At 66.4% G+C, this 18,271-nt stretch carries 16 protein-coding genes and 4 pseudogenes; 9 read left to right on the top strand and 11 right to left on the bottom strand.

Going from position 1 to position 18,271, the window contains the following annotated elements:
- Nucleotides 1-92: 92 nt before the first annotated feature.
- Both OG496_RS10680 and OG496_RS10675 read left to right on the top strand, forming a co-directional pair.
- Nucleotides 93-836, top strand: a complete 744-nt coding sequence (locus tag OG496_RS10680) for a class I SAM-dependent methyltransferase (protein WP_405970604.1) — start codon at nucleotides 93-95, stop codon at nucleotides 834-836.
- 79 nt (nucleotides 837-915) lie between these two features.
- Nucleotides 916-1,781: pseudogene (locus OG496_RS10675) on the top strand (transposase); the annotation flags it as partial.
- 127 nt (nucleotides 1,782-1,908) lie between these two features.
- On the opposite strand, the gene ltrA reads toward OG496_RS10675, so the two are convergent.
- From ltrA to OG496_RS10645, 6 genes and pseudogenes are all read right to left on the bottom strand, one after another.
- A complete protein-coding gene (ltrA, locus tag OG496_RS10670; RefSeq protein ID WP_405970603.1) occupies nucleotides 1,909-3,375 on the bottom strand; it encodes a group II intron reverse transcriptase/maturase in 1,467 nt (488 codons plus the stop codon).
- Nucleotides 3,376-4,009: 634 nt separating this feature from the next.
- Nucleotides 4,010-5,023: an IS3 family transposase gene (locus OG496_RS10665; protein ID WP_405970602.1), complete on the bottom strand. Its 1,014-nt coding sequence runs from the start codon at nucleotides 5,021-5,023 to the stop codon at nucleotides 4,010-4,012.
- An 11-nt stretch (nucleotides 5,024-5,034) separates the two neighbouring features.
- Complete coding sequence (locus tag OG496_RS10660; protein ID WP_405970601.1) at nucleotides 5,035-5,430, bottom strand: transposase; 396 nt, start codon at nucleotides 5,428-5,430, stop codon at nucleotides 5,035-5,037.
- Nucleotides 5,431-5,555: 125 nt separating this feature from the next.
- Nucleotides 5,556-5,756: pseudogene (locus OG496_RS10655) on the bottom strand (IS5/IS1182 family transposase); the annotation flags it as partial.
- Nucleotides 5,757-5,758: 2 nt separating this feature from the next.
- Nucleotides 5,759-6,112, bottom strand: a complete 354-nt coding sequence (locus tag OG496_RS10650) for a DUF6193 family natural product biosynthesis protein (protein ID WP_405976605.1) — start codon at nucleotides 6,110-6,112, stop codon at nucleotides 5,759-5,761.
- A gap of 206 nt (nucleotides 6,113-6,318) precedes the next feature.
- Nucleotides 6,319-6,939, bottom strand: a complete 621-nt coding sequence (locus tag OG496_RS10645; RefSeq protein WP_405970600.1) for a TetR/AcrR family transcriptional regulator — start codon at nucleotides 6,937-6,939, stop codon at nucleotides 6,319-6,321.
- Nucleotides 6,940-7,030: 91 nt separating this feature from the next.
- On the opposite strand from OG496_RS10645, the gene OG496_RS10640 reads away from it, so the two are divergent.
- Nucleotides 7,031-7,789, top strand: coding sequence for an SDR family NAD(P)-dependent oxidoreductase (locus tag OG496_RS10640; protein WP_405970599.1), 759 nt, complete (start codon nucleotides 7,031-7,033; stop codon nucleotides 7,787-7,789).
- Between the two features lie 287 nt (nucleotides 7,790-8,076).
- Nucleotides 8,077-9,126: an NAD-dependent epimerase/dehydratase family protein gene (locus tag OG496_RS10635; RefSeq protein WP_405970598.1), complete on the top strand. Its 1,050-nt coding sequence runs from the start codon at nucleotides 8,077-8,079 to the stop codon at nucleotides 9,124-9,126.
- 538 nt (nucleotides 9,127-9,664) lie between these two features.
- On the opposite strand, the gene OG496_RS10630 is transcribed toward OG496_RS10635, so the two are convergent.
- Nucleotides 9,665-10,573 (bottom strand): SMP-30/gluconolactonase/LRE family protein, encoded by a 909-nt coding sequence (locus tag OG496_RS10630; RefSeq protein WP_405970597.1) that lies wholly within the window; start codon nucleotides 10,571-10,573, stop codon nucleotides 9,665-9,667.
- A 153-nt stretch (nucleotides 10,574-10,726) separates the two neighbouring features.
- On the opposite strand from OG496_RS10630, the gene OG496_RS10625 reads away from it, so the two are divergent.
- Nucleotides 10,727-11,173, top strand: a complete 447-nt coding sequence (locus tag OG496_RS10625) for a winged helix-turn-helix transcriptional regulator (RefSeq protein WP_405970596.1) — start codon at nucleotides 10,727-10,729, stop codon at nucleotides 11,171-11,173.
- A 16-nt stretch (nucleotides 11,174-11,189) separates the two neighbouring features.
- Here OG496_RS10625 and OG496_RS10620 read toward each other — a convergent pair whose 3' ends face one another.
- The 3 genes from OG496_RS10620 to OG496_RS10610 all read right to left on the bottom strand — a co-directional run bounded on the left by OG496_RS10620 (nucleotide 11,190) and on the right by OG496_RS10610 (nucleotide 14,886).
- On the bottom strand, nucleotides 11,190-12,608 hold the full coding sequence (locus OG496_RS10620) for an amidase family protein (RefSeq protein WP_405970595.1): 1,419 nt from the start codon (nucleotides 12,606-12,608) through the stop codon (nucleotides 11,190-11,192).
- A 90-nt stretch (nucleotides 12,609-12,698) separates the two neighbouring features.
- The gene (locus tag OG496_RS10615; RefSeq protein WP_405970594.1) at nucleotides 12,699-13,400 is read right to left on the bottom strand and encodes an SDR family oxidoreductase; all 702 of its coding nucleotides are present in this window, start codon (nucleotides 13,398-13,400) and stop codon (nucleotides 12,699-12,701) included.
- A 46-nt stretch (nucleotides 13,401-13,446) separates the two neighbouring features.
- Nucleotides 13,447-14,886 (bottom strand): MFS transporter, encoded by a 1,440-nt coding sequence (locus tag OG496_RS10610; protein ID WP_405970593.1) that lies wholly within the window; start codon nucleotides 14,884-14,886, stop codon nucleotides 13,447-13,449.
- A gap of 928 nt (nucleotides 14,887-15,814) precedes the next feature.
- Here OG496_RS10610 and OG496_RS10605 point away from each other — a divergent pair.
- The 4 genes and pseudogenes from OG496_RS10605 to OG496_RS10590 all read left to right on the top strand — a co-directional run bounded on the left by OG496_RS10605 (nucleotide 15,815) and on the right by OG496_RS10590 (nucleotide 17,647).
- On the top strand, nucleotides 15,815-15,958 hold the full coding sequence (locus OG496_RS10605) for an aconitase family protein (RefSeq protein WP_405970592.1): 144 nt from the start codon (nucleotides 15,815-15,817) through the stop codon (nucleotides 15,956-15,958).
- Nucleotides 15,959-16,056: 98 nt separating this feature from the next.
- Nucleotides 16,057-16,767 (top strand): annotated as a pseudogene (locus OG496_RS10600) (aconitase family protein); the annotation flags it as partial.
- Complete coding sequence (locus OG496_RS10595) at nucleotides 16,746-17,381, top strand: hypothetical protein (protein WP_405970591.1); 636 nt, start codon at nucleotides 16,746-16,748, stop codon at nucleotides 17,379-17,381. The pseudogene OG496_RS10600 and the gene OG496_RS10595, both read left to right, overlap by 22 nt.
- Nucleotides 17,288-17,647, top strand: a complete 360-nt coding sequence (locus tag OG496_RS10590; RefSeq protein ID WP_405976604.1) for a hypothetical protein — start codon at nucleotides 17,288-17,290, stop codon at nucleotides 17,645-17,647. The genes OG496_RS10595 and OG496_RS10590 overlap by 94 nt, the downstream gene beginning before the upstream one ends.
- A 47-nt stretch (nucleotides 17,648-17,694) precedes the next feature.
- Here the strand turns inward: OG496_RS10590 and OG496_RS10585 are convergent.
- Nucleotides 17,695-18,200, bottom strand: a pseudogene (locus OG496_RS10585) (IS5 family transposase); the annotation flags it as partial.
- Nucleotides 18,201-18,271: the final 71 nt, after the last annotated feature.

Genomic DNA, 18,271 nt, shown 5'->3' with positions numbered 1-18,271 from the left:
CTTTGCGCGCCCCGTATATCGCCGCCCGACTGCGACCTCACCTTGCTCTTTTTGGGTCGTACGTTGCCCCCGGCATCTTTAAGCTCGCGTGAATGACATCCAGGGCGAACGAGACTGCGATCACGCAGTGGAACACCTCCACCACGCGCGAGGCGCTGGAAACGACGGCGGAGGACGGGGACTTCGCCAAACGGCACCTGGTCAATCCCACCCTGCTGCGGCTGCTGGGCAATGTGCGTGGCCAGCGGCTGCTGGACGCAGGTTGCGGCAACGGGTATTTCAGCCGCATCCTCGCCGGGCGTGGAGCGCAGGTGGTAGGAGTCGAACCGACGGACCTGATGTGCTCCTTCGCCCGCGAGAGAGAAGTCGAGCTGAAGCAGGGAATCACCTACGTCCAGGCAGACCTGACACGGCTGCCCGACCTGGGTGCCCCCTTCGACGCCGTGGTGTGCAGCATGGTCCTGATGGCGATCCCCGACTGGAAGCCTGCCATGCGCGCCTGCGTGGAAACGGTGCGCCCGGGCGGCCTGTTCGTCTTCGCTCTGGTTCACCCCGCCTTCGAGCAACTGCTGAGCACCTGGCAGGAACACAGTGCATATCAAGTACAGCGGTACCTGGAGGAGTACGAGATCGTCGGGCCCGCCGCATCTGATTTCCACCGACCGCTCTCGGCATACCTCAACGAACTCGCCTCCCTCGGCTGCCGCCTGCGTGAGGTCGTCGAGCCAGGGCTCGACCCTGCCGTAGCAGCAGCGGCACATTCCGCTACTCCGGCGATCGACAGTTACGTCCACCTGCCTAACTTTCTGTTCGTCTCAGCCGAGGTGCCCGCCTGAGTGGTTACGGGACAGCCCTTAAAGCGCGTTGCAGAAGGCCGTGAGATTGCAGGTCAGGGCCCGCCTAGCCTCGATCATTCACCGTCAGCTCCCCGCCGACTCTGAGCTGGCCCAGGCCGTCGCCGTTCTCGCCCGTGCTCAGCAGGACGCGGTCTGGGACCGCACCCAGGCCGGCAACAAGCTGACCTCCCACCTGCGCGCATACTTTCCCGGCTTCCTGACTGACCGCCGTCGGCCACCGGCGGGAGGGCATCTTCCACTCCATAGCCCGGACTCTCCTGGCCGCGGCTCCCACACCTGAGCGGGCAGCGAAACTCACCCGGACACAGCTCCGAGCCTTGCTGAAGAAGGCGGACGGAAGAACACTATTGACAGGGAGGCCGAGCACCTTCACCGTGAGCTCCGCATCCCGCAGTGCGTCATCTGCCCCTCGTCGAAGAAGCGATGGGGCGACAGACCCTGGCGCTGCTACGGCAGTTGGAGGCCGCGTGCATGAGTGCCGACGATCTCGCCGAAGCATCGATGCAGGCGTTCGAGGCTCATCCCGATGCGGAGATCATAGCCAGCTTTCCGGGACTGGGTCCGCTCAGCGGAGCCCGCGTCCTGGCTGAGATCGGCGATGACCGGAGTCGGTTCGCTGATGCGAGAGGTCTGAAAGCGTACGCGGGCGCTGCCCCTGTCACCAGGGCGTCTGGCAAGAGCGTGTCCGTGCTGGCCCGTAGGGTAAAGAACCAACGGCTGGCCGGCGTCGGCTATATGTGGGCCTTCTCCGCGATGGCCCACTCAGACGGAGCACGAGCCCACTACGACCGCCGACGCTCTGCCGGAGACCGCCATACAGCCGCCCAGAGAAACCTGTTCAACAGGATGATCGGCTGCCTGCACCACTGCCTGGCTCACCGCGTCCCGTTCGACGAGGCCGTAGCCTTCCAGGCCACACCCGAACGGTTGAGTCGGCCTGAAGCGCGGTTCCGGTGTTGCCACCGGCCCGTCTCTCCAGACCGCTCTCCGAACCCGGCGTACCCGTCTCCGAGTACCGGGCTCTCCACAGTTCCTGCCATCGGGCTGATTGTCAGGCTGTGGGCCAGGGGCTGGGGATCGTGTCTCCCCGGTAGCGGTACCGGGTGATCGCCGGTGTCCGCGCCAGGTTGATCAGTTCGACCCCGTCCGCGGTGATCGGCAGCCATGACCCGTGCGGGCCGAGGAGCCGACTGCGGACGTCCTTCCACGACCAGCGGTGCATCGTCTTGAGCCACATGATCACGCGATGCCAGAGGAAGGCCCCGAGCATGCGGAACGTGTGCTTCGCGACGGCATGCCGGAAGTAGTTGGCCCAGCCGCGCATGATCTGGTTGAGCCGGATCAGCACGTCCCTGGGGTCAGCCTGTGACGTCCTGCGGGTCAGGGCACGGATCTTGTCCTTCACCGAACGGATGGGCCGCGCGGCGATGAACGCGTAGACGTACCACTTGTTGCTTCCTCGCTTGCGGCGCCGCCGGATGCGGAACCCGAGGAAGTCGACCCCGTCCTCGATGTGCACGATTCGGGTCTTGGCTGGTGACAGCCTCAGCCCCAAGAGTTCGAGCACGGAGGCTACTTCGTCCTGGAGGGCCGCCGCGTCCTCTGCGGAGCCATGCACCATGATCGCGAAATCGTCCGCGTAGCGGACAATTCGCCAGTTGGGCAGGCCGTGCCGACGGCGCTTGCGGCGCGGGTACTGGCCATCCATCCGCCCGCCGGGCAGCCAGTCGCGGTGCAGGTGCTCGTCGAGCGCCGACAACGCGACGTTGAAGATCAGCGGGGAGAGGATGCCGCCCTGCGGGGTGCCGGTGTGGGTGTCCCTTCGCTGGCTGTCCTCGCTGAGGATGCCCGACTTGAGGAACGCCTTGACCAGCGCCAGAACACGCTTGTCCTTGACCCGTTTCCGCACGGCGTCCATGACGGTGCAGTGGGAGACGTTGTCGAAGGCCGCTTCGATGTCGGCGTCCAGCACCCAGTGGTATCCCTTGGAGCCGAAGCGCTGGATCTCCGCGATCGCGTCCTGAGCCCGCCGCTTGGGCCGGAACCCGTAGGAGACCGGCAGAAAGTCGGCCTCGAAAATGGGTTCGAGCACCAGCTTCAGTGCGGCCTGAACGGTGCGGTCGGCCACGGAAGGAATCCCGAGGCTTCTCACCTTTCCGGCCCCGCCCGGCTTGGGGATCTTGCGCTCCCTCACCGGCAGCGGCCGGAACGCGCCGGACTTCACGTCCGAGCGCAGACCGTCCAGGAACCCGGGTGTCCCGATGTCCCGCTCGACGTCGGCGACGGTCATGCCGTCCACGCCGGCGGTCCGGGCTCCCTGGTTGCCCGCGACCCGGTCGAACGCCACGATGAGCGTCGCCGGGTCGTGAACGAAGTTGAACAGGTCGTCGAACCGGCGGCCGGGGTCGGCCACCGCCCAACGGTGAAGCTTGGCCTGCATCTCCAGTACCCGGCCGAAGGCCCCCACCGGGGAATCTTCTTCCGAAGCGCCGCCGTTCGGCGGTGCGTCTTCTGGCATTACAGCCTCCTTCCCTTCATGGAACTGCTGCCGCCCTTCCCCTTGCGCCGGGCTCTCCCCGGCTCCGAGTACTACGGCGGCTCCGCCCCCTCCCACACCGGTCGACCGACGGTGGGTCCAGCCTCGAACTCCGCGCTGGTGTCGCGGACTTGTGGCGGATGCGGGAGGGTTCCCGTGTTCACTGCTGACCGTTCGTCGCAGGAGGTGCCCGACTCTGTCCCGGCGGCATCGCCACGGTTACGCCGCAGACTTTCACCGTGACCTCCCGGGCCTGCAACTCCAGACCTGCCCGGAAGTTCCCCGCCTTCCTGACTACGGAAGCGGTTGCGCGCCGCCATCCGGCCCGGATCTACCAGGTTTTTGAGCCGGTGACTCATTACGGGACGTAAACGCCGGTTCCTCGCGTACACCTCTGCGTCTCGCTCGCCGGACCCGACCCATCTGGCAGTGCTGGGCCGTCCCGGCTTTGTCACGGCTGCTCTCGCCCTCCCCGACACCTCTCGGTTCAGGCTGCCGTCAGCTACGCTCGCCCCGCTGCGACGGGGCTCGCGGCGCAGGTCTTCCACCTCCACTCGGTCAAACAGCGCTTTCCACGGCGCACGTAGTTGTCAAGTCAAATGAGACGTTCGCGGTGCTATGAACCTTGTGGTTCGGTTTCACTGCGTTTTGCCGGGTCGTTGATCCAGACCTGGCCGGGTATCCGGGGTGGTCTCGGTCGGCGGGCGAAGCGTTGGGGGTGGCGCTCGTATGCCTCGGCGAGCGCGATGGCCCGCTGGTCGCGGACCTCCTCGGCGGTGCCGAAGTGGACGGAGGCGGGGGTGTGCAGGCCGATCCCGGAGTGTCTGTGGTCATGGTTGTAGTAGGCGATGAACGCCTCCATCCACTCCCGGGCATGGGTCAGCGAATCGAACCGTTCCGGATAGTCGGCGGTGTACTTCGTGGTCCTGAACTGGCTTTCCGAGTACGGATTGTCGTTGCTGACCCTGGGGCGCGAGTGACTCCTGGTGACACCGAGGTCGATCAGCAGCTGGGAGACCTTCTTGCTGGTCATCGAGGTGCCGCGATCCGCGTGCACGGTCTCGGGGACGATGCCGTTGCGCTCGATGGTCTCGCGGATCAACTCCTCGGCCCGCTCGGCTGTTTCGGCCAGTTCGACGGTGTGGCCGACGATGTAGCGGCTGAAGATGTCGATGATGACGTAGGCGTGATACCAGATGCCCTTGGCAGGGCCGGGCAGCTTGGTGATGTCCCAGGTGAAGACCTGCGACGGCCCCGTGGCGACCAGTTCGGGGATCGTCCGTGGCGGGTGGGTGGCCTGGCGGCGGCGTTCGCCGTTCTGCCCGGCGGCGGACAGGATCCGGTACATCGTCCGCTGCGAGCACCAGTAGTTGCCCGAGTCCAGCTCACGCGCCCAGACCTGCGCGGGTGGCAGGTCGACGTATTCCGGCCGGTTCAGCAGCGTCAGGATTTCGGCCCGCTCGGCCCGCGAGAGAGCCGAGGCGGGCGCGGGTCTTGGGGACGGTGCGGGCTTCGGCACCGGGTTGATGCGGCGGTAGTGGGTGGCGCGTGAGCGTCCGGTCAGCCGGCAGGCCGCCGTGGTCCCCAACTGTCCCCGGACGCTCGCGAACGCCTCATCGATCACGGGCACGGCGGCATGTTTCAGTCCGCGCTCTCGGAGAGCAGTTCCAAGAGCGCGTTGGCTTTTCCCATGACCTCCAGCGCGGCATCGCGGCGGGCCAGGTCCTTCTCCAGACGGGCGACCTTCTTGCGCAGCCGCTCCAGCTCGGCCTGTTCGGCCGCCTTCTTCGGCCGCACCGTCGAGGTCCGCCGGTCGGTCAGCGCGTCGAGTGCGCCGGCCTCACGGGCCTGGCGCCACCCGATGATGTGCGAGTGGTAGAGCCGCTCACGGCGCAGGACCGCGCCCTTCTCGCCCGGCGGAGCGGCGTCGTACTCGGCGACGATCCGCAGTTTGTACTCCGCGGGGAAAGTCCGTCGCTTCGGCTTCGGCGACGGATCGTCGCCGCCGGTGCCGGGTATCGGGGTGGTGCTGGCCATGCTGAGGGGATCTCCTGCCTCGCCCATCCAGACTAACCCGATAAAACGGGCGTCTCAGCCGAGACTGTCAGAGAGGGGAACCCCACCTGTCCCTTGTCGCTTGACAGCTCTTCCGCATCGGATGTCTTCTTGCCCGCGTCGATGCCCTGACTCCGCGCGGGGACACTGGTGGAGGTCTTCACGCTCTGCGCGTCGATCACGCCGGCGGACGGGGCGGCACCGCGGCCTTCCTGCTGTCGCACCAACTCCCGCAGCAGACCGTTGAGCTGGGCGAAGACACCGTCCTTCTGCCAGCTGGCGAAGTAGCCGTAGACCGACTGCCAGGGCGTTATGTGGAATCTGACTTGTCAAGGTCATTGGCAGTGTCAGCGACTGCCAGCCCGCACTTGGGGGGAAGGTAGGCGACGACCAAGGCGACTGCGTCATGTGGGTTGTCAGCCTCTCCGATGTCCGCCGGTCCTTGAGGCGAGCGAGTCTTCCACCACGTGACTCGGTATCTCCCGTCCACGGGAGTAACCACTGGAACGTCGTGGGTGTAGGGGAATCCGGTGCAACGGCTGAAGGTCAGTGACCTGTGGCTGTGGAAAGGGAACAAGGCTCGAAGCTGTGGCTGGGCGTAAGAGGCTTCGATGAGGTCGTGGTCGACGTGTGACGCCGTGGTCTGACGGTAGATCGTCCACATGGTCTCGACCGCGGTGCCGCGCTCGTGGGCCTCGGCGAGCGGGCCGTAACGGACGAACGGGCATGGGGATCGCAGATCTTCCAAGTTGGCGCCGGACTGCCAGACCCCGGTAGCCGTGGCTGAGGTTCCCCCGCATCTCGGGGGAACCTCAGAGACCCTCAGGCCATCGGCAAGCGTTGAAGATCCTGGTAGGGCGCAGGGCAAGTTCAGGCGGGTGGCCAGTTGTGGAGGGCCGCGTCCACGACCCGTTGGAGTTCGTCGCGGGTGGCGCCCGTGGCCGCCTGGACTGCGATGCCGTTCGCCATGGTCATGAGGTAGTGGGCGAGGGTGTCCGGGTCGGTGCCGGCGGGCAGGTCCTTTTCGTCGATGGCTAGTTGGAAGCGGTCGCGAAGTTGTGCCCGGTTGCCGTTGCGCCATGCGGCGAGCTCGTCGGCAGCGCTCTGTCCGAGGTGTTCTGCGACCAGGAAGCCCTGGACGCCGAGGCATCCGGCCGGACAGCCGGCCCGGGTGGAGGCCTGGATGGAGCCGGTGAGGTAGGCGGTGGCCACCTCCCGGGCGGTGGGCTCCTGCAGTGCGCGGGTGCTGTAAGAGGCGGGACCCTCGGTGTAGCGTTTCAGGGCCTTTCGGAAAAGGTCTTCCTTGTTGCCGAAGGCCGCGTACATGCTCGTTTTGGTGATTCCCATGGCTCGGGTCAGGTCGGTGAGGCTGACGCCGTCGTAGCCGTGTTCCCAGAAGACGACCATGGCCCGTTGCAGGGCCTCATCGGTGTCGAACCCTCGCGGCCGGCCGATCGGTGCCCTGCTCGTAGCCTCCACGATCCAGATCATACCCCTTCTGTCCCGACCGGACCAGAAGTGCTACGGTCACACTCTATTCTGTTCCGTTCGGAACGGAACAGAAATATGGAGAGGTCACATCATGGGAACGCTTGAGGGTAAGACGGCTGTCGTTACCGGCGGAGGAACGCGGGGGATCGGCCGGGCCACCGCCGTGCGGCTCGCGGCCGAGGGGGCACACGTATTCATCACCGGTCGGCGCACGGCCGAGCTGGACGAGGCCGCCGAGGTCATCGGTTCCGCAGTCACCGCGGTGCCGGGTGACATCACCGACCCGGCCGACCTGGACCGGCTGTACGCCTTGGTGCGCGAGCGCGGTCAGGGCCTGGACGTGCTGTTCGCCAATGCGGCCACCGCATCCTTCGCGACGCTGGAACGGATCACCGAGGAGGACCTCGACCGCGTCTTCGACGTCAACGTCAAGGGCACGCTTCGCACCGTGCAGAAGGCGTTGCCGCTGCTCAACCACGGTGCCGCGGTGATCTTGAACGCCTCCACCGCAGCCGAACACGGCGCACCGGCCTTCGGCGCGTACGCGGCGTCCAAAGCCGCGGTCCGGTCCTTCGCGCGGACCTGGGCCAACGAACTGAAGGACCGGGGAATCCGGGTCAACGCGGTCTCGCCGGGGCCGATCGACACTTCCGGCATCACCGAACTTGCCGAACTCGCCGGCGAGCAGGACGACACAGCCTTCAAGGCCAATCTCGGCGCGGGCGTCGCGATCGGCCGGATGGGCCGCCCGGAGGAGGTCGCCGCCGCCGTGGCCTTCCTCGCCTCCGCGGACAGCAGCTACCTCATCGGCACCAACCTGTACGTCGACGGCGGCGAGAACCAGATCTGACACCGCAGCGCCCGGAACACGTCGCCTCACCATTCCCGGCAGGCATCACCCAATTCGGGTGCAGAAGAACACCGTCGGGCTGGCCTAGTCTTCCTCACCGTCACCACTACTACGGCGCGACTGTGGGAACTGGGGCGGCCCATCGCGTGAACCCCGCAGCAGCGGGCGAAGAGCACCGGCAGAGCCTGGTATGAGCTCTGGCGCCAACAACACCTCGGCCGCACTAACGACACCACCCCTAGTCGCGCTCAGCTGCTGAGCCGCTCACAAGATTCGACGGGAAAACCATGAGTCCCTCCCAGACCGAAACCGTCCTGGTCACCGGCGCCTCCGGCTTCATCGCCGGGTACGTCATCGAGGAACTGCTCCGGCACGGCTACACCGTCCGCGGCACGGTCCGCGATGTGGCACGGACCGAAAAGACCACCCACCTCACCGCCCTGGCCGCGCAGCTCGGCGGCCGCCTCGAGTTCGTGGCCGCCCGCCTGGACACCGACGAGGGCTGGGCCGACGCAGTCGCCGGCTGCACCTTCGTGCTGCATACGGCCTCACCGAACCCGCCCGCGATACCGCGCGACGAGGACGAGGTCATCCGCCCCGCCGTCGACGGCACCCTGCGCGTGCTCCGTGCCGCGTCCGCCAGCGGCACCGTCCGCAGACTGGTCCTGACCTCCTCTTCTCTCACCGTCAACGCCGGCCGCAACGAACCGAAGGACGGCTGGCACACCGAGGACGACTGGTCACTCCCCGAGGCCTGTACCCCCTATGCCAAGAGCAAGCTCCTCGCCGAGCGCGCCGCCTGGACCTTCCTCGACGACCTGCCCGAAGACCGCCGACTCGACCTGGTCGCAGTGATCCCCGGACTGGTCCTGGGGCCCCTGCAGCGCCCCGAGGTGAGCACGTCCACCGTAGTCGTCCAACGACTACTCAACCGCTCCATGCCAGCCGTCCCGAACATCGGTTGGAGCATTGTCGACGTCCGAGACATAGCCGTCGCCCACCGCCTGGCCATGGAAAGTCCAAAAGCCCCTGGCAACCGCTACCTCTGCGGCGGCACCTACACCGGAATGCGGGACATGGCCCACGTCCTCGCCGCCGAATTCGCTCCCCAGGGCTTTCACGTCCCCACTCTTCGGTTGCCCTACCCGGCCATGTGGCTCGCCGCGCGCTTCGACCCCGCCCTTCGTGTGGCACTCGACTTCGTCGGCCGCGAACGACTGTCTAGTCAGAAGGCGATCGACGAGCTGGGCTGGACCTCGCGTTCGTCTGCGGAGATTCTGCGAGACACCGGGCAGAGCCTGATCGACCACGGTCTTGTTCACTCACGCCACAAGTAGAACTTGGTACTGATGCCCTGCGGTGTTCCACGCGGCCGCTCCCCGACCGCCTGGTGCGTTCCTGCGCTCATAACGATCGGTATGGCCCTCTGCCCATGCTCTCGTTCGCAACCGTGCACGGGACAGGGTGTGTCAGAAGTGACACACCCAAGCGGTTCTCGATGGGTCAAGGGCGCAGGTGGCTCCTGGTCTTCCCCTCGAAGACCAGGAGCTATCCGCTTTCCTCGCGGGTGTGGATTGCCCGGTGGAGCCGTCGTGGTGGTGCGACAATGAGGCCGGGTTGAGGGCTCGTTGGCCTCTGGGCGGGACTGCTGACCGTGATTCCTAATGCTGTCTGTCAAGCCGCGTGAGCGGTGGGTGGCACGGCCTCATAGGTCCGTCCGTCGCGTGGGAGCGAAGTGGGCCGCCATTGTGGACGTCGGCACTGCGGCCCGCCCCCGGCTGCCGCAGCACCGCCTGATCGACCATCACGCACCGATTCGAAGGTTCCCACGCACAACCACATCACCCAACGACCTGCCCAACACCCTTCGGAGATTCAGGAGATGGTGAGGGAGATGATGCGCCCGTCGCGAGCGGCCTTACGAGGCTGCTCGTGAAAGTCGGGTGCCGTGCAGGCGAAGAGTGTTCCTTCGCCGATGGCGCACGCGAAGACCGGAGCCGACGGGCTGATCTCATCGCCGACTTCGCCTGTTCCAGTCAGGCGGAGCAACCTGCCGCCTCCCGCGTCGGCGATCCAGAGGTCGCCGTCGTCGCCGAGGCAGGAACCGTCCGGCGCAACCACCACCTGGTCGAGAATCCGACTGAAGTCCTGCCCCGCCGGGACCGGCCCGAAGGACGCCCATGTACGTCGATTGACGAGGTCTCCTGAAGATGTGAGGTCGAAGGCGGTTATCCGATTGCCGAATGTCTCGTTCACCAGCAGCGTTCCGGCCTCGGTGATCACGCTGCCGTTGGGGAACCAGAGGTCGGAGGCAACTTCCACGATGGTTCCGTCCGGGTCGACCCGGTGCAGCGATGCCGGGGCGAAGTCGGCATCGACGGCCATGTCGAACCCGAAGTTCCCCACATAGGCCCGCCCGAGACTGTCGACCACCATGTCGTTCAGATGCCCCGTGACGTGCTCCGACAGGTCCGCGTGGACGACGAGCACCCCGTCGGTCTCTCGCCGAAGAATCCTGCGGTCGCGCATCGAGACGATCAGGAGACGGCCGTCGGGGAGCCACCCCAGGCCGGATGGTTGCTCAGGGACGAGTGCCTCGACCCTGAGGTCCGATCCGGACGGCAGGACCGACGCCACTTGACCGCTGAAGAAATCGGAGAACCACAACCGGCCCTCACGCCATCTGGGCGCCTCGGGAAAATGCAGATCCGCGACGACGGTATTGGATGCCATATTCAAAGGAAACCTCGGAGGGTCATGGATCACTCGGCGCGCGGTGATCAAGGATCTGAATTCACTGGGCGAAAGGGAGGTGCGATCGCAGCTGGCTATACTATGAAGAAGTCAGAAATTTTGGAGGTGTCAATGAGTGGGTCCTTCAAGTTGGCGGGACCGCTGTCCGACCGGGACAGTTGGACGGCGGCACGGTGGTGCTCGATGGAGCGCGCGCTCGCTCTGATCGGAACCCGTTCGGCCATGACGTTGCTGCGTGAGGCGTTCTACGGCGCGACACGTTTCGACGACCTGGTCCGTCGGGCGGGCGTGACTCCGGCAATCGGGTCGCAGCGCCTGCGCGAGATGGTCGACAACGGGCTGCTGAAACGCGAGCCGTACCAAAAACCGGGACAACGGACTCGCCACGCGTACACCGTCACCGAGTTCGGGCTGGAAATCTTTCCGATCATTGTGGCGCTCGCGCACCTCGGGGACGGATTGCCCAGTGAACCCGGCAAGAGGATCGCGCTCAGTCATGAAGGCTGTGGTGAGCCCGTGGCCGCAGAGGTGCGTTGTGCACGTGGTCACGTGGTCACGCCGGCCGAAATCGTGGTGTCAGTCGTGGAGCCCGCTGCCCCCGGTGCCGACCTTCCGGGGTCGGACGGCTGATGATGCGGTTCAGACATCAGGCAGGGGCTGATTCCGTTCCGAGAACGCTCTCGACCCGCCGTGCGATGTCGAGGAGTTGCTGATCGCCACCTCTCTCGCCGTCCAACTCGATCCCGAAAGGCAGACTGTCGGCCGAGACGCCCAGGGGGAGACTGATACCCGGCAGACCTGCGCCGCTGGCCGGTACGGTGTTCCTGGCGAGAAAGAGATCATCGACCTCCTGGCCGGCCACCGTAAACTTCCCCTGACTCGTGATCAGCGGCGCGAGAGCCGGAGTGGTCGGCAGAAGCAGCGCATCAGCGCCACTGGCGGAGAAAGTCTCCTCGAAGCGACGTTGCAAGGCCTGACGATCCCCCCAGAGTGTCTGGTCGAAGGCGGTGTCGGACAGATGGCCATCGCCCGACGGCACCACCAGGAAACTCCATGCTTCCTTCAGTTGCGCTCTCAGATCGTGATAGATCTCGTCGAAGGTGACGGGAAAATTGTTCTGGCTGAGAAATTCCGAGATTGCGTGGTACGTCTCGCGGAAAAAGATATTCCAAGTGACTCCGCCCGCGAGCTCGGAGAAATCTGGTCCCAGGTCGACCTCGTGCACTTCGGCTCCGGCGTCGCGGAATCGTCGGATCGCCTTGGTGAAATGTGCTTCGATCTCGGGATCGATCAGGCCGACGTAGTGGTGGGGCGCGTAAGCAAACGTGACTCCCTCCAGATCGGAGGGAACGGGCCGGGATTCGATCAGGGCACCGGTGACGACTTGGTCTATCAGAACGCAGTCCTCAACGCTGCGTGCGAGCAGACCTGTTGTATCGAGAGTGTGCGAGACCGGAGCGACTCCGCCGCGCGGCCAACGACCGGTGGTGGGCTTGAACCCCACCACTCCGTTCAGGGAAGCGGGCACCCTCACCGAACCGACCGTGTCGCCTCCGAAGGATGCCGGCACGATGCCTGCGGCGACAGAAACGGCCGAGCCGCTCGATGACCCACCCGAGACACGGTCCTGGTCAATTGCGTTCCTGACCTGTCCGTACGCGCTGTTCTCACCGGTCAGCCCCCACGACATCTCGACGAGGTTGTTCTTGCCGAACACGATTCCGCCGGCGGACTTGATCGATCCCACGGCCTCGGCGTCCCACCCGGGAACGAAGGCGTCCAACGGTTTCACACCGAGAGTCGTACGGAGTCCACGCGTGACGTAACTGTCCTTCATCCCGAACGGCACACCGAGCAGTGGGGCCGTGGATCCCGCGGCACGTGCCCTGTCTGCCTCCCTGGCCGCGTCGAGTACGGCTGACTCGTCGATGGTGATGAAGGAGTTCAGATGCGCGTACTGTCGCGCGCGCTCCAGGAGGGCAGTCGCGTACGACTCCGCAGTGATCTCGCCTCGGCGCATCGCGGTCGCCGCGGCTGCCACACCAAGGATGGATGTGCTGTTCATTCCTTGAGTGATCCTTTTCTTTGACATGGGGCGGACGTCGGGACGACTACGACCAGGAGCGCCACTCGCCGGGTGCATTGAGTACGGAACTCAGCCGGCGAAAGGCGCGTAGAGCACCTGGACGGGTGCGGCCAAGCCGGCCTTCACCTGACGGCTGGTCTCGTCGGCCAGTACTTCGGGGTCACCGGCCACCAGGCCGTCGTACGCGGCCGCGACGATGTCGGCGGGATCGTTCTTCTCCGTGTCGAGTCCGGCGGTCATCGGGGTGTCGGTGTAGCCCAGGTGCAGACCGGTGACCTGGGTGCCCTGTTTGGCCAGGGCCAGCCGCTGGGTGTTGGTGGCGGACCAGAACGCCGCCTTGGTCGCGCTGTAGGCATCGGCGATGCCGAGCCAGGACAGCACAGAGAGGACGTTGAGGAAGGCACCGCCGCCGTTGGCGGCGAGCACCGGCGCGAAGGTGTTGCTGACGTGCAGCTGACCCCAGAAGTTCGTGTCGAAGAGCGCCTTGGCCGCCTCCAGGTCCTCGCTCAGGAGTGAGGCTCCGGTGGAGGCGCCGGCATTGTTGATCAACACGGTGACATCGCCGGCTTCCGTTGCCGCCTGCGTGACGGACGCCTGGTTGGTGATGTCGAGTGTGAGCGGTACGACGCGGTCGGCGTCCCAGACCTGCGGTGTGCGGGCGGTGGCGTACACCTTCGCGGCACCGCGGGCGAGTGCCTGAGCGACGAACTCGCGGCCGAGGCCACCGTTGGCGCCGGTGACGAGGACGACGGCGTTCTTGAGGTCGGTCATGAAGGATCTCCTCCGAATGGATTTCTACGAGTGGGCAAGGGAGGGCTCAGACGGCCCGGTCGCTCACCGGTGCGGCCGTACGAGAGGGCGTTTCGTCGGGAGACTTGGGAGTCATACGCGGCGCCGCTATGGCGGCGAGCACTCCGACCGCGGCCAATGCCCACCACGAGTGCCGGAAGACCGTGTGAGCGGCCTGAGCGGTGGCCGGATTTCCCAGGATCGCGACCAGGATGCAGACACCGAGCACCGTGCCGATCTGTCGGCTCATGTTGACGACGGCGCTGCCCGTGGCGGACTGCGCGGCAGGGAGGTCGGTTGTGGCGGAGGAGAGGATCGTCGGCAGCGCGAGACCTACGCCGGCACCGCCCACCAGGGCGCTGGGCAACAATGAGGTGGTGTAGTTCGGGTGGATCGTGACAGACAGGGACGTGTACAGGCTGGCAGCGCTGAACAGCAGGCATCCGGCGGCCACGATGTAGCCGAGCGGAATCCTTCGGCTGGCCCGATGTCCGAGCACGGTGAAGAGGGGCACCATCGCGGGCCCGACCGCGACGGCGAAGCCGGTTCGAATCGCCGAATAGCCCCAGACCTCTTGCAGCCACAGAATGTTCGAGAGCAGGACCGCGGCAAACGGCACCGAGAACAACAGGGCGGTCACGTTGGCCCAGGTGAACGCCCGCACTTTGAGCAGGGCGGGGTCGATCACCGGAGCGGAATGCCGACGGGAGCTGATGAAGAAGCCGCCGAACGCCACGAGGGTGGCGACCCATGCGGCGTAGATCCGGGTGTCGGTCCACCCCCAGTCAGAGCCTTCCACGAGTCCGAGAGTCATCGCGCCGATGGCGAGGATCAGCAGGGTCGCCCCCAGCGCGTCGGGGAGCCGTTGGGCCTCCTCGTCCCGTGAGGGAGGTACGAGCAGCATGGTCGCGACGAGCGCCGCGATCCCGACCGGGACGTTGACCAGGAACACCCATCGCCACGACACCTCGACGAGCAGGCCCCCGATGACAGGCCCCAGGGCGGCCGCGAAGGCGCCGCTCGCTGCCCAGATCCGCACTGACCGGGCACGATGCGCCGCTGGAGCGGATGCGATGACGAGACCGAGACTCGCGGGCGTCAACAGTGCGGCGCCGAGGGACTGGGCGATCCGGAACCCGACGAGCCACCAGACACCCGGGGCTGCCGCGCAGGCTGCGCTCGCTGCGGTGAACAACCCCAGCCCGAACATGAAAGTGCTCTTGCGGCCGAATCGGTCGGCGATCCGCCCGGCGGGAACCAGTAGCGCCGCGTAGAAGATCGTGTAGGCGTTGAGGATCCACGACAGGTCGGAGAGGTGCGCGCCCCCGAAGTCGTGGCCTATGTCGTCGAACGCCACATTGACGATGAACACGTCAAGGCTTGCCATGAAGGCGGCGGAACAGAGAACCGTGAGGATCAGGCCCGGGTGGCCCGCAAGTCGGACTCTCCTCTGACTTTTGAATTGCATAGTCAGGACTGTAGGGGGCTGACTACTAAAAACACAACCCAGATAGTCGACCGCAGGGAGGCGAACGGATCACCAGCGCGCTTCGGCGCAAGAGCACACCTCGGCTCCCACGCCGAGACACCACGTCAGTCGGCGCTGACCCCCATGGGCGAGCCGGTCATGGCGGCCCCGACGGCATGCAACGGTTGCTGATCGCCGGCCGCACCGGCCTCTTGAAGAAGGGCGTCCAGCCGCCCCGTATCCAGTCGGATGGAGGTCCGCGAGCGATGTCGGTGGCGGGCATCGGCGACAGCGTTGGGGTCGGGACACGTCGCCGTTCCCGTGCCGGAGGAGCACATGGCCGGCGGAGCTGTGACCGGGTCCGGGCCGAGGGCAGGCCCTGGCCATCGTGAGGGAGTTCGGCCCTGGGTGCCGTCCCACCGGCACCGCCCTCGATCAGCTGGTCCGCATCGCGAGCAGTCGGAGAGCAACGCAGGATCAATGGCGGTCGACGAGCTCACGCTTCGGCGAGTCGCCGTCACCTCTCAAGGCAGGACCCAGCGTCATCACGAGCAGCCGTACATACTCCTCGTCCCAGACGGGCGGCGGCCTGGCCTTGAGGGGGGACGGCCGTTACCCATCGGCTTGCCGATGGGTAACGAAGCCGAGGTCGGCCGAAGTCCATGAACCGCCGCAGCTGCCGGCCGCGGCCGCGTCTGGACCCCGCTTTATCTAGTCAGCCAGGAACACCCCCGGCTTCACGGGTCTCCGGCGCGAGCTGCCTCATGCAGGCCCCGGGGAGAGCCGGCACGCCAACGCTTATGAAGATGGAGCCGACGGACGGCGGAGACCGGTCGTGTCCGCCTGCCGGAGCACTTCGCGGGCTGTCCGCACGGCCTTCGTGGCCTCGGTCTGCTCCTGTTCCGTCTCGACGGACGACGGAGTGCAGGTGGCCACATCCGCCGGACGTGCTGAAGCCCTCGGTACGACCCCCCTCGCCCGCCGGGCGACGATCTCCAACGTGTGCCCCGAATACGGCGCCACCGCTGCGCTGTTCCCGATCGACACCACAACCTCGCGTACCTGCGTCTGACAGGCCGCGGCACCGATCGCATCAGCGCGGTCGCGACCTACGCCGAGGAACAGGGCGTGTGGTGGGACCCGAAGTCCGCTCCGTGATTCGACGGAACAGTTCGCAGGGACCTGACAGAGGTAGTCCCCTCCCTCGCCGGCCTCCGCCGACCGCGGGACCGGGTGTCACTGTCCGGCGTCGCCGCGAAAGCACACGCGACCATCCGTCAACTACGCGCTGAGCAGAGGACATGCACCGCCGGGAACAGCCATGACAGTGTCGCCGCGCCCGGTCGCTCCGCCGTTTCGAGCCCTTCCACCACACCGGTGGCGGACGGCGCCGTCGCCATCGCCTCCATGACCTCGTGCACCAATACCTCCGACCCGTACGTCATGACCGCCACCGGCCTGCTCGCCCGCAACGCCTCCGGGTACGGCTTGAAACCAAAACCGTGGGTCAGGACCAGCCTGGCGCCGGGCTCCCGCACCGTCACCGACTACCTCGCTGCCGCAGAGCTGTCCGAGCCGCTGGACGCTCTCGGACTCCACCTCGTCGGATACGGCCGCATGACCTGCATCGGAAACTCCGGCTCCCTGCTTCCGCAAGCCGCCGCGGCGGCGGAAGAAGACGTCCTCCTCGCCTCGGTCCTTTCCGGAAACCGCAACGTCGACGGCCGGATCAACAACCAGATCTCCCTGAACTACCTGCCCCCACCGCTCCGCTCGTCATGGCTTACGCGTTCGCTGGTTCCATCACCCACGACGTACAGAAGGAACCTCCGGGCAACGACGCGCAGGGGCGTCCGGTCATGCTCGCCGACCTGTGGCTGAGCGACGCCGAGATACAGCAACTGGTCGACACACACGTGACACGCCACGTGTGCGACACCGCCTACGCCCACATCCTCGACGGCGACGAGCGATGGACAGTCGTGCCTGCGGCCACCGGCCAACTCCTCGACTGGGCACCGAAGTCGACCTACCTGCGACGCCCACCGTTCCTCGACGGCGTGGCCACTGCCCCGCCTCAGCCGGCCGACGTCCTCGGGACCCATGTCCTGGTCGTCCTGGGCGACTCCGTCACCACGGACCACACGAGTCCGGCCGGTCACATCCCCGCCGACGGTTGCGCAGGGCGGTCTCTCACGGAACTCGGCGGGATCGAGCGGGACACATGTACCTCACGTCGCGGCAACTTCGAGGTCATGGTCCGTGGCGGCTTCGCCAACCCCCGGCAGGCCACTCGGCTCGCTCCCGGGGGAGAGGCTCGACCCGCTGCTTCGTCCTGGACGGTGATGCGCCCGTGCCCGTCCACGACGCGGCGGTCTCCTAGGCCACGGCCGAAGCGCCGCTGCTGGTCGTCGCCGGTCACGAGTACGGGATCGGATCCTCTCGCGACCTGGCTGCGAAGACCATGGCGCTCCTCGGCGTCCGAGCCGTGGTGACACAGTCATTCGAGCGCATTCATCGCTCCAGTTCCTGCTCCAACTCGGCCTTCTCCCAGTCCAGTTCGTCGAGGGGGGAGTCCGCCGGGGAGCTGGGGCTGGAGACCCCCACCCGAGATCATCCACTTCCGACACGGCGGTGTCCTGCCCTGCCTCTACGGCCGGTTCCTGGAAGCCGCGGACAACTGACCAGGCCGTCTGCTCTCATACGCGATGGCCGCACCTTCGAGATCACCGCGCCCCCGCCCCCTGTCGCCCTGGGCTGAACGCTCACAGCACGTCACCAGCCAGGCTTGACAACCTCATTGGGAATCGTTTGGTGACCGGCGATCATGGGCTTCAGCCCTTCGCTGTCGTGGGTGTTGCCGGCCGAGACGCCGACGAGGAGGGGCAGTCCGTTCGTGTCCGACAGGATGTGCATCTTGGAGCCCGGTTTGCCTCGGTGCACGGGGCTCGGACCTGTGTGTTCGCCTTTCTTAGCGCGGACGTGAGCGGTGTCGAGGACGACGCGGGTGACGTCGATGAGGCCGGCGTCATCGAGGCGGTGCAGGACCGCTTCGTGCAGGCGGCCCCAGACACCGGCTCTCGACCAGATCAGGAACCGGCGGTGAGCGGTCGACTTCGATACCCGAAGCAGGGCGGCAGAGCACTCCAGGCGCAGCCGCTGACCAGGACGTAGATGATGGCCGCGAACAACATCTCATCAGGTGTGTCCTGCGTTCCGCCGCCCTGCGGCCGCACTCTCAACGGCGGGATCGGCGGCTTCGCGATCTCCCACAGTCCGTCCGGAACAATCCAACTCCACGTACCCCGCCCCATATCGAAGTCAACGACCGCCTCACCACGGAGGACACCGTCTTAGGCCCTGTTGTGAAAGTGAGTGCTGAGGC

The organism is Streptomyces sp. NBC_00988 (assembly GCF_045162645.1).
In the GTDB taxonomy this organism is placed as follows: domain Bacteria; phylum Actinomycetota; class Actinomycetes; order Streptomycetales; family Streptomycetaceae; genus Streptomyces.
Note: the sequence above shows the minus strand (reverse complement) of the source record. Positions and strands in the feature narration are given on the sequence as shown.